The sequence below is a fragment of the Williamsia sp. CHRR-6 genome (assembly GCF_018474015.1).
Classification (GTDB): Bacteria; Actinomycetota; Actinomycetes; order Mycobacteriales; family Mycobacteriaceae; genus Williamsia_A.
Genome location: NZ_JAHCSG010000001.1, coordinates 140,584 through 150,898 on the forward strand (window position 1 = coordinate 140,584; position 10,315 = coordinate 150,898).

11 protein-coding genes are annotated in these 10,315 nt (G+C 68.7%); 5 read left to right on the top strand and 6 right to left on the bottom strand.

Annotated features, from left to right (window positions below; translation table 11 throughout):
• Window positions 1–76 precede the first annotated feature (76 nt).
• The 5 genes from KIK15_RS00585 to KIK15_RS00605 form a co-directional block, all read right to left on the bottom strand.
• Entirely contained in the window at window positions 77–835 is a 759-nt protein-coding gene (locus KIK15_RS00585) for a hypothetical protein (protein WP_214242244.1), read from the bottom strand.
• On the bottom strand, window positions 832–1,824 hold the full coding sequence (gene rsmH / locus KIK15_RS00590) for a 16S rRNA (cytosine(1402)-N(4))-methyltransferase RsmH (protein ID WP_307851669.1): 993 nt from the start codon (window positions 1,822–1,824) through the stop codon (window positions 832–834). The genes KIK15_RS00585 and rsmH overlap by 4 nt, the downstream gene beginning before the upstream one ends.
• Window positions 1,825–2,021: 197 nt before the next feature.
• Window positions 2,022–2,495, bottom strand: a complete 474-nt coding sequence (mraZ, locus tag KIK15_RS00595; protein ID WP_307851670.1) for a division/cell wall cluster transcriptional repressor MraZ — start codon at window positions 2,493–2,495, stop codon at window positions 2,022–2,024.
• A gap of 325 nt (window positions 2,496–2,820) precedes the next feature.
• On the bottom strand, window positions 2,821–3,222 hold the full coding sequence (locus KIK15_RS00600; protein WP_214242245.1) for a DUF3040 domain-containing protein: 402 nt from the start codon (window positions 3,220–3,222) through the stop codon (window positions 2,821–2,823).
• A gap of 159 nt (window positions 3,223–3,381) precedes the next feature.
• The gene (locus KIK15_RS00605) at window positions 3,382–3,891 is read right to left on the bottom strand and encodes an SAV_6107 family HEPN domain-containing protein (protein ID WP_214242246.1); all 510 of its coding nucleotides are present in this window, start codon (window positions 3,889–3,891) and stop codon (window positions 3,382–3,384) included.
• Between the two features lie 321 nt (window positions 3,892–4,212).
• Between KIK15_RS00605 and KIK15_RS00610 the strand changes: the two genes are divergently transcribed.
• Genes KIK15_RS00610 through KIK15_RS00630 form a run of 5 tightly spaced genes read left to right on the top strand, consistent with a single transcriptional unit; the run spans window position 4,213 to window position 9,318 of the window.
• A complete protein-coding gene (locus KIK15_RS00610) occupies window positions 4,213–4,803 on the top strand; it encodes a GNAT family N-acetyltransferase (RefSeq protein WP_307851671.1) in 591 nt (196 codons plus the stop codon).
• A gap of 3 nt (window positions 4,804–4,806) precedes the next feature.
• On the top strand, window positions 4,807–6,510 hold the full coding sequence (locus KIK15_RS00615) for an NAD(P)/FAD-dependent oxidoreductase (protein WP_214242247.1): 1,704 nt from the start codon (window positions 4,807–4,809) through the stop codon (window positions 6,508–6,510).
• A gap of 53 nt (window positions 6,511–6,563) precedes the next feature.
• On the top strand, window positions 6,564–7,391 hold the full coding sequence (locus KIK15_RS00620) for a carotenoid biosynthesis protein (RefSeq protein ID WP_214242248.1): 828 nt from the start codon (window positions 6,564–6,566) through the stop codon (window positions 7,389–7,391).
• Window positions 7,388–8,101 (top strand): DUF3153 domain-containing protein, encoded by a 714-nt coding sequence (locus KIK15_RS00625; RefSeq protein ID WP_214242249.1) that lies wholly within the window; start codon window positions 7,388–7,390, stop codon window positions 8,099–8,101. The genes KIK15_RS00620 and KIK15_RS00625 overlap by 4 nt, the downstream gene beginning before the upstream one ends.
• Window positions 8,098–9,318 (top strand): glycosyltransferase family 2 protein, encoded by a 1,221-nt coding sequence (locus KIK15_RS00630; RefSeq protein ID WP_214242250.1) that lies wholly within the window; start codon window positions 8,098–8,100, stop codon window positions 9,316–9,318. The genes KIK15_RS00625 and KIK15_RS00630 overlap by 4 nt, the downstream gene beginning before the upstream one ends.
• A 20-nt stretch (window positions 9,319–9,338) precedes the next feature.
• Here the strand turns inward: KIK15_RS00630 and metF are convergent, their stop codons facing one another.
• Complete coding sequence (metF, locus tag KIK15_RS00635) at window positions 9,339–10,268, bottom strand: methylenetetrahydrofolate reductase [NAD(P)H] (RefSeq protein ID WP_307851672.1); 930 nt, start codon at window positions 10,266–10,268, stop codon at window positions 9,339–9,341.
• Between the last annotated feature and the right edge of the window lie 47 nt (window positions 10,269–10,315).

Consider the following 10,315-nt stretch of genomic DNA (forward strand, 5'->3'; position numbering starts at 1 on the left):
ACATAGCTGAATTGTCCACTGTTCTGGTCGATGTGGCGGTATCCGAAGTCGGCGTGGCGCATATCGACCCGGTGCGTCACCGTGTCGGCTGCGCCGCGGCGTCGGCCGGTGCCGAACCAGGCAGCACGTTGGGGGCAGGCGCTGTCGCCACCTCCACCGGCGGGGCCGCCGGCGGGGCCTGCGCGGTACCCCCGACAGGGGCCGTACCCGGTTGGGGTGCTGGAGAATTGACGCCCGAGCCGACACCCATGGCTCGATCGGGAGCACCGACGGCTGGACTCGGGGTGCCGACCATCCGGGCGCGTCCGTCGGACCCGACCACCACGCGGGGCCGGTCCTTGACCGGGATCATGCCCAGCGCCACCGCCTTGTTGGCGATGGCAACCGGCGAATCACCTGACTCGAAGGCCTTTTTCAGGGCATCTCGCCGATCGGTCAACGCCTGATTCTGCTTTCGCGCCTCCGACAGCTGATACGAGTCCTGAGCCGAACGAGTGGACAGCCAGAGCGTCAGCGCCAACCCGAACGCGAGAACGGCGATCACCAACACTGCGAACGGGATTCGCGCCACCAGTTCGGTCGGACGACTCAGCCGGGTCCGAACTCCGGCGGAGGAACGTCGGCGATCGACGATGCCGACCGTCGATCGTTGGGTGGCACGACGGCGACGGCGGTCCAGAGCACGCTGTGCGGCAGGAGAACGGTTGGCGCGCGGCCGATCTGCGGCACCCACCCGGGAGCGTCGAGTGGTCGACCCGCGAGCACCGGGTACGTCGGCGGAATCGCCGGGCTCGTCGACGTCGGACACGCCAGCCTCCGCCTGGGCTGTACTCATCGGTTCTCCCTGTCGGTCTCGGCGATGCGTTCGATGGCCCGGACCCGGACCGGGGCCGAGCGGGGGTTGGCGGCGATCTCGGTGTCGTCGGCCCGTTCGGCGCCCCGGGTGACCAGGCGGAACGACGGCGCGGTTCCGGGCAGGTCGAAGGGCAGTCCCGGCGGTGTCGTCGAGGTGACCCGTTGCGCGAACTCGTGTTTGACGATCCGGTCTTCCAACGACTGGTAGCTCATCACCACCAGTCGACCGTCGAGGTTCAACGCGTCCAACGCGTTCGGTAGCGCTGCCCGCAGCGAGTCCATCTCGCCGTTGACCTCGATACGTAGGGCCTGAAAAGTGCGCTTGGCCGGATGGCCTCCGGTTCGGCGGGTGGCGGCTGGGATGACACGGTAGAGCAGCTCCACCAGGCGTGCGCTGGACTCGAACGGCGCACGATCACGCTCGCGGAGAACGGCAGAGGCGATCTTGCCCGCGAAGCGTTCCTCGCCGTACGTGGAGAGGACCCGCGCCAACTCGCCGTGCGAGTAGGTGTTGAGCACGTCGGCGGCGGTCATCGGGTCGTCGGGGTTCATCCGCATGTCCAGCGGGGCGTCCACCGAGTAGGCGAACCCTCGCTCCACCTGGTCGAGCTGCATCGACGACACCCCGAGATCGAACAACCCTGCGGTGAACCCGCTGCATCCGGCCTCGGCGAGCACGTGATCGACCTCGTCGTATCGCGCCTGTACGGCCTGAAATCGAGATCCGAAGGGGGCCAGTCGTTCTCGAGCAGCTGCGAGGGCACGGGTGTCGCGGTCGACACCGATCACGCGGATACCAGGAAACGAGGCGAGGATCAGCTCGGAATGGCCACCGGCACCCAGGGTTCCGTCGAGGAACACGGCGCCGGATCCGTCGGCCGAGATCGCGGCGACAGCGGGGGCGATCAGCTCCAGGATCCGTTCGGCCATCACCGGGACGTGGCCGTGCGCGCCCGACTTCGATTCCACTGCAGGCCCTTTCACACACCACCCGGCTGCGGCGGTGGATCGTGGTCTCTGCCCGAGGCCGCACCTGGCGCTGGGGAAGTGCGCCAGGGTCGGTTCGGACAGAGGCCGCGTCCCACCGCGGTGGTCCGGGCGTGTCGCCGACGGTCGTGCCGACGAGCGTTGTGGTCCCGCCGCTGGTAGCGACAGCGGGACCGTGGTCACAGGATCGCCCCCAGCGCGGGGTTGGTCCCTCGCGAGAAGCTCTCCTCGTGGGCGCGGTTGTACTGCTCCCACATCTGCTCATCCCAAATCTCGAGATGATCGACGACTCCGTTGACCACGCAGGTCTTGCTCAGGCCGGCGTACTCACGCAGCTTCGGGCCGAGGCTGATCCGACCCTGGGCGTCGGGCACCAACTCCTCCGTGCCCGAGAACAACAGGCGCAGGTAGCTGCGTGCACCCTCGTCCACCTTGCTGGTGGATGAGGTCGCCTTCAGAGCCACCTCGTTGAAGTCAGCCGGGAGGTACACCGACAGGCAGCGATCCAGACCTCGTGTGACCATCACGCCTCCCGCCAACTGCTCTCGGAACTTCGCGGGAAGCGTCAGCCTGCCCTTGTCGTCCATCCGGTGCGTGAAGGAGCCGAGGAACGCCACGACACCTCCCGCCGACCAGAGATCGGAGTCCGGCACTCCTCCCTCTGCGCACCACAGTACCCCACCACGCCCCACTTTCCACCTCTATGAGCCACTTTCCCCCACCCGGGGGAGCCGTACATGGCCTGAGCTGGCCAGATGCGAATTCGGGATAGCCCCGAGGTCGCCGGTGTCGCACCGCGAGGGGCGTCCTCGAATACAAATCCATGCGCAGATCGCAGGTCACATGCCGCCGCAGGGCCATCGATGGCGGTTGTGGGGGAAAGTGGGAGACGGCGAAATTGCTGCACATACGACAACCGCCGCGCACCCGATGGGTGCGCGGCGGTGATTGGACGATTCGCCGATCAGGCGGGTGGCGTCACTCCTGCTCGAAGCGGCGGTTGAAGCGCTCTTCCATACGTTGGCTGAACGAACGTGAGGAGCCACGTCCCGAGCGGGACGACTGCTCGCCACTGGCAGCGGCTGCCGCGGGTGCGGAGCCGCCACCCGACAGAGCCATCAGGCCGGCGCCGAACATGACGAGGAAACCCACCAGGCTCACGATCGGGAACCCGCCGATCGTGACGTCGATGATGAGTCCACCGATCAGCAGAGCGAGTCCGATCGCGAACACTGCAGCCGCCTGCAGACGCCGCCGAGCGGTGGAGCCGCCGCGACCGATGCGTCGACGACGAACACTCGAGGCGAACTTCGGGTCTTCGGCATACAGCGCGTTCTCGATCTGTTCGAGCATTCGCTGCTCGTGCTCTGAGAGTGGCACCGGCCCCCTCCTTCAGCACATTGATCCGGGTCGGATGTCTGTTGACGGCAACCGACCGCGTCGGCACCGAGCTCGCGTCACGAGCCACGCGTTCGATGATACGAGGTGAACGACAAGTCGACCACTATTACCCAGGGTGAGTGTCACAGGTCCCACCGATCATGCTGTCCGCCGGGATGTCGCTGTGACAGAAACCGATCCCGCGACCTCGGCCCGACCACCTCGGGCGTGGCGCAAGGCGCCGCCCGAGGTGGCCAGACCGGCCTCCTCGCGCTCCCAGGCACCGACGAGCTCGTCGATGTCGTCGACGAAATCGACCACCCGTCGGCGGAGTTCGGCGACCACCGATTCGGCCACCTCCCCCACCACGCCGATGTCGAGGTCGGCGCACAGCCGAGCGACCCCGGCGAAATAGGTGGACCAGGTGGTCAGCTCGGGCAGCACGCGCGGAAGCCGAGCCCACGCGCTCGCCGAACCGCGACGGGCCCGCGGCGTCTCAGCCACTGCGAGTACGGCTCCAGCCGCGCGTAGGGCCGCGAAATAGAGGTCACGCATTGCGTCGGCGCGATCTGTCGCGTCGGCCGAATGGGCGACGAGGACATCGGCTCGAGCCAGAAGTTCACGTGCTCGCACCAGGTCGCGGCCACGGTGTGCTGTTCGAGTCGCCATCTCGCTCACATCCTCTCCAGGTCCGATGTTCGGTGGTTGCACCCCGCTCGACGGTGGTTGCACGCGGTGACTGATGTGTTCAGTCAGCCACAGCGGTACGACATCGCAGTGTCGACGCCGACCCCAGAGCACCGGTGGTGGTTGATCGGAGTCCGCAGGCCAGGATCGGTCCGACGGGAACGCTTCCCTCGTTCACCGCCGGACCGTCCATCGGTCGTCGGGTCACGAATGCACTCGTCGCGGAGGTTGAGTTCTCGAACACCCGTTCGACATATTCAATATAACCAGAAGTCGCCCTGGTCTCAAGAGGAGTGAACATCCGTGCCCGTCCGCCTGGTCGAACTCACAGCGGACGACGCGCACCGGACCGACGGCGGTGGGTGGTTGTCCCCCGCGCTCGACGTGTACGTGTCCGCCATGAACTATCCACGCGGCACCCAGCTGCACCGCGCGCCGCTGTGGCAGGACCACATGACCCGACCCGGTTGGGTGGCGATAGGGGCCGTGCACCAGGCGTCGGCCGAGCGCCCCGAGACCCTGGTCGGGATCGCCTACGGATATCGCGGTGCCCCCGATCAGTGGTGGAACCAGCAGTTGTGCGCAGGCCTGCGGCTCGGCGGTTACCGTCGCGAGCAGATCGACGAGATCACCCGGAACTATTTCGAGCTCACGGAATTGCATGTTCATCCCTCCATGCAGGGGACGGGCACCGGCCAACGACTGCTGCAACGACTGCTGCGCGACCGATCCGAGAACAGTGTGCTGCTCTCGACACCGGAGGTACCCGATGACGACAACCGTGCCTGGCGGCTCTACCGCCGCCTGGGCTTCACCGACCTGCTCCGACAATTCACCTTCACCGGCGATCCCCGACCCTTCGCCGTGCTCGGGCGCCGACTACCGGTGCAGTGACCGATGACCGCGGCCGCACCGACGCCCGGGCCCTCACCGACACCCACCGCACCCCGCATCCACGACTGCATCGTCGTGGGCGCCGGTCACAACGGACTGGTGGCCGCCTGTTACCTGGCCCAGGCGGGCGAGGACGTCCTGGTCGTGGAGCGTGATTCGATTCCCGGCGGAGCGGTGTCGACGATCGAACGTTTCCCCGGCTACCGCGTGGACCGCGGCTCGTCGGCGCACATCATGATCCGACACACCACCATCCTCGATGACCTCGAGCTCGACCGGTTCGGGCTGCGCTACCTCGACTGCGATCCGTGGGCGTTCGCGCCCGCGGACGGTGATTCACCAGGGATCGCGTTTCGGACCGACCTCGACGCAACCTGTCGGTCCATCGAAGCCGCCTGCGGGACAAGGGATGCCGAGGCATACCGCAGGTTCGTGGAGGTGTGGGGTCCGCGGTCGGCTGCGGTGATGAGCATGTTCACCCGCCAGCCGACGCCCGGACGGTTCGCCCGCGCGTTCTGGGGCATGCCCACCCGTGACGGCCGCACCGGACGCGCCGCCGGTCCGGAACTGTCCCAGGAGTTCATCCGCTCCGGAGATGCCCTGCTGGACAGCTGGTTCGAGTCCGAACGTCTCAAGGCAGCCCTGGCCTGGTTCGGCGCTCAGTCCGGGCCCCCGATGAGCGAACCCGGCACCGCCTCGATGGTCGGCATCGCCGCACTGATGCACCGCATCCCACCCGGCCGAGCCGTCGGCGGCAGCGGCGCCCTGACCGAGGCCCTGGTGGCTCGGTTGCGATCCGATGGCGGCACCCTGCGGTGTGACGCGCCGGTCACCGCCCTGAGTCGGATCGGCGACCACTGGGAGGTTCGCACCGACGACGGACAGGTCCACCGAGCGCGCTCGGTGGTCGCGGCCTGCCATGTGTTCACCACCCTGGCCGCCCTGACCGCGGGCGGGTTCGACGCCGACACCGCGGCCCGGTGGCAGAGCCGCACCGATCTGGGACCCGGGATCGGCAGCGCGATCCGGGTGGCCACCACCGAGCTGCCCCGCTACCCCGGTCTGCCCGACGAGCTACCCGCGCACGGGGTGCACTCGGGGCTGGGACTGCTGGTGTCCGACCGTGGTCACATGGCGCAGGCGTGCGGCGACTCGCGCGCCGGTGAGCTGCCGCGCCGGCCGGTCGTGCTGGCCATGAGCTTTTCTGCCATCGATCCGTCGTTGGCCCCGCCCGAGCATCATCTGATCACCCTGTGGGCGCAGTGGCATCCGCGGCAGCTCTCCGGTGGTCGTGCCTGGTCAGACCACACCACCGAGGCAACCGACGCTATCCTCGGCGAGATGGACCGCCACGCACCGGGTTTCATCGAGTCCATCGCTCACGTGCACGCACAGACGCCGGATCGACTGGAGTCGGAGCTGGGCTTGGTCGGCGGCAACGTGATGCATCTGGAGATGTCGATGGACCAGATGTTCCTGTGGCGCCCGCACCCCGACCTGGCCGGTCGGCGTGTGCCGGGGGCTCCCGCGCTGTATCTGGCCGGCGCCTCGACCCACCCCGGCGGCGGGGTCAGTGGCATCAGCGGCTCGTTGGCCGCAGCGCAGGTCCTTGCCGATCGACCCGGGCGGTCGCGTCGACTTCTCGCCGGTGCGGCCACCGCCGTGCGGAGCCGGGTCACCGGGGGCTCGAGCGCCGCAGGCCGATGATCGAGGCGAGCAGGTCATCCACACCATCACCGCATCGGCGTCGCCCGGTGGTGATGGTCGGCCTGCTCGCCATCGGGGCGTCCATCGCCGCGCAGATCGTCTACCCGCTGGTGTCCGGGTCGACCCGCGACGCCGCCACGGTGGTGGTCGTGTGCGCCGCCGCCTTGGCCATGGCCTGCGATGCGGTCGCTCGCCGCGGGCCGGCGGGGGCTGCGCTGATCATCGTTCCGGTGGCGGCCATCTCCTACGGGGCCGAGGTGATGGGTACGCGGACCGGCTTTCCGTTCGGCGAGTACAGCTATGCGCAGGGCCGCATCGGCCCGTCCCTGTTCGAGGTCCCGGTGGTCATCACCGCAGCCTGGTTCATGGGCGGCTACGCGGTCTGGCGCATCGCCGCCTTCGCCATCTCCGGCACCGTGTCTCGGATCGTGATCGCCACCGTGGCCCTGGTGGGCTGGGACCTCTACCTCGACCCGCAGATGGTCGAGGCGGGCCTGTGGCGATGGGTGCAGACCGACGCGGGTCCGCCGGGGATCGAACAGATCCCGCTGACGAACTTCGCCGGCTGGGCGCTGTTGGGGGTGGTGGTGTTCACCGTCCTGACCTGGACCGACCCGCCCGACCCGGCGGCGTCGCGGTCGGCGGGGCCAGAAGGCGTTGTCTGGCACAGCTTCCCGCTGATCCCGATGATCTGGTTCGGCTGGACCTGGCTGGGGTCGGCGCTGGCGCAGTTGGTCCTGCTCTACGACGGTCGGCTCGCCACCGGGGTGCCCTACGCCGTCGTGGCGATGGCTGCGCTCGGTGTCCCGGCGGCGGCCCGGGCGGCCAGATGTCGCCGATCGGATCACCCACCTGGCACGATGTCGGGGTGCGTGCCATGAGGACAGACGTTCGCCCATCGCCGACCCGCCGCAACCGGGGTCGACGCATTCGCTCATACGCAGCGTTGCTGATGGTGATCACGACGCTGTCGCTGACGGCCTGTACCCAGCGATCGCCGTATGTGGGCGACCGGGTGTGGGGTGAGCTGGTGGTGGCCTCGAAGGTGGCCGCAGGCGAGAAGGGACCCACGGTCGACGTGCCCCAGTCGCTGTCGGGCGTACTGGCCGCGAGCCCCTACTCCGACAAGGGCACCGGCATGGTCGGCAGCCGAATCGTGTTCACGGCGCTACCGGTCGGTCAGATCGGCGATCTGGCCGACCTGCTGGTGTCGGCCTTCCCGACGAGTTCGGTGAGCATGGACCTGTCGATCACACGCGACGGCGACGTGGTGCGATTCCGTGGCGCCAGCGACCTGTCATCACTTGCCCCCGGACAGGACACGGTCGCCCTGAGCATCCGGTTCGCCGGACCGATCAGCGCGACCAACGGCAGGCAGTCCGCCGACGACACCGTGAAGTTCAGCCCGGAATCAGGCAAATCGACCAACTTCTCCGCCGAAGCCGACTACGCGGATCCGAGCACAGCGGCATTCGGCGACTGGACCTGGATCGTCGCCGGCTTGACGCTGGTGGTGGTGATCGCGGTGGGGGCCTTGGCGTATCTGGCTCGCGACACCTCTCCGCGGCCGGGCCAACCCGCTCGCAGGTGAGCCCCGATCTGCGCACGGTGATCGGCCGCGGCGCGTCCGGGGTGACCGTGGGATGGGCAACGCTCACTCTCGGCGTGGCCGTGGCCAACACCGTACACATGCGAGGCCTGGACCCGGGATCGGAACAGGCCGCCGACCCGGGTGTGTCCGACGCGGCTCCGCCGGTCGTGGTCTGTGTGCCGGCCCGCGACGAGGCACCGCGGATCGGTGCGCTGGTGGGTGATCTGTGTGCCCAACGCGGCGTGGGAACCCTGCGGGTGGTCGTCGTCGACGACGGGTCCCGCGACGGCACCGCCGACGTCGCTCGCGCGGCCGCGGCCGGCGATCGACGGGTATCGGTCATCGACGGCGGTGGCGCCGCGGTCCCGCGCGGCTGGACCGGCAAGGCGTGGGCGCTGCACCGAGGAGCACAACAGGTTCTCGCCGACCTCGACGACCCGGATCGCTGGATGCTGCTGTTCGTCGACGCAGATGTCCGCCTCGGTCCCCACGCCGTGGCGCGCGGCGTGGCGACCTTCGCCGCACTGAACCGCAGCGGCTCACCACCGGTGGCCCTGTTGTCGGTGTGGTCCAACCAGGTGGCCCGCACGCCGATGGAACGACTACTGCAACCGCTGTTGTGCTGGTCGTGGTTCGCCACGCTGCCGGTGGCGATCGGCGAACGACAGTTGCGACCGTCCACCGCCCTGGCCAACGGCCAGTACCTGCTGACCCCGGTGACCGCGTACCGGGCGATCGGCGGGCATCAGGCGGTGGCCGGTGCGCTGACCGACGATCTGGCGTTGGCGCGGGCGTACCGACGTGCCGGCCATCGAACGGTGATGCGTTTCGGCCTCGACGACGTGCGGTGTCGGATGTATCGCAGCAGCGCCGAGCTGCGTTCGGGCTATCGCAGGTGGGTGGCCTCAGAGTTCGGCGGGCCGGTACCGGCCTTGATCGCCGCGACGGTGATCGCCGGGACCGGGACAGCCCCGGTAATCGGGCTGTGCGGACGCCGGCGCCGACGCGCAGGCCTGCTGTACGCGATGAACGTGACATCACGGCTCCTCACCCGGCGCAGCGAGATCGGTCGGGTGGATGTGGCCGAAGTTGTTGCGGCACTATGCCATCCGTTGGCCACCGCGGTCGCCGCGGGGGTCATCGTGGACTCCGCGACCCGCACCCGCGCTCATGACCTGCGATGGAAGGGCCGGGTGATGCAGCTCCACACGGACTGACCATGCAGGCCGCGGCTACCTCAGGGGACCAGGACGTCCATGCCGAGACGCTGCAGCACCTCGGTGGTGGCGCGAGCGAAGTTGAGACTGCAGAAGTGCAGACACGGAGCACCCTCGGCGATGAGACGTTGCGACATCTCGGTGGCGAGATCGATGCCGACCGCCCGGACGGCCTCGCGGTTGACGTCCTCGTCGTCGCCGGCCGCAGCGGCCAGTCGGGCATCTACATCGGCGGGCAATGTCGAACCAGACAGTTCGACCATGCGCCGGACCGAGGCCAGCGAGGTGATCGGCATGATGCCCGGGATGATCGGCTTGGCCCCCTGCTCGGCGTCGGCTGCGACCACCCGGTCACGCAGTCGGAGGTAGTCCTCGACGTCGAAGAACATCTGGGTGATCGAGTACTCGGCGCCCGCACGCAGCTTGGCCAGCAGATGGCGGGTGTCCTCCTCCAGCGACGGCGACCGATGATGGCCCTCCGGGAACGAGGCGACCCCGACCTGGAACTCACCCAGCTCACCGACCAACCGAACGAGCTCTTCGGCGTACTGGACCCCGTCGGGATGTTTGACCCACTCACCCATCGGGTTGCCCGGCGGATCGCCACGCAGCGCAAGGACGTTGGTGATGCCCTGATCTGCGTACGAACCGACCATCGCACGCAGCTCGTCGAGACTGTGGTTGACCGCGGTCAGGTGGGCGACGGTGGTCAACGTGGTCTCGCGGGCGAGCTCCCCGGCGATCCGCACGGTCCGGTCGCGGGTGCCGCCGCCGGCCCCGTAGGTCAACGAGACGAAAGCCGGACGCAGACGCTCGAACGTGCGCACCGCCCGCCACAGCCGTTCCTCGGCCGGCGCGTCTTTCGGCGGGAAGAACTCGACAGAGAACGGGACAGGACCGGGATGGGGTTGTGACAGTCGGCCGACCACGGTGCCCTGGGGATCACTCACGGGCTCAGCATACGGTCCGTGTCGGTAGCCGCTCGGCCGACGCAGAT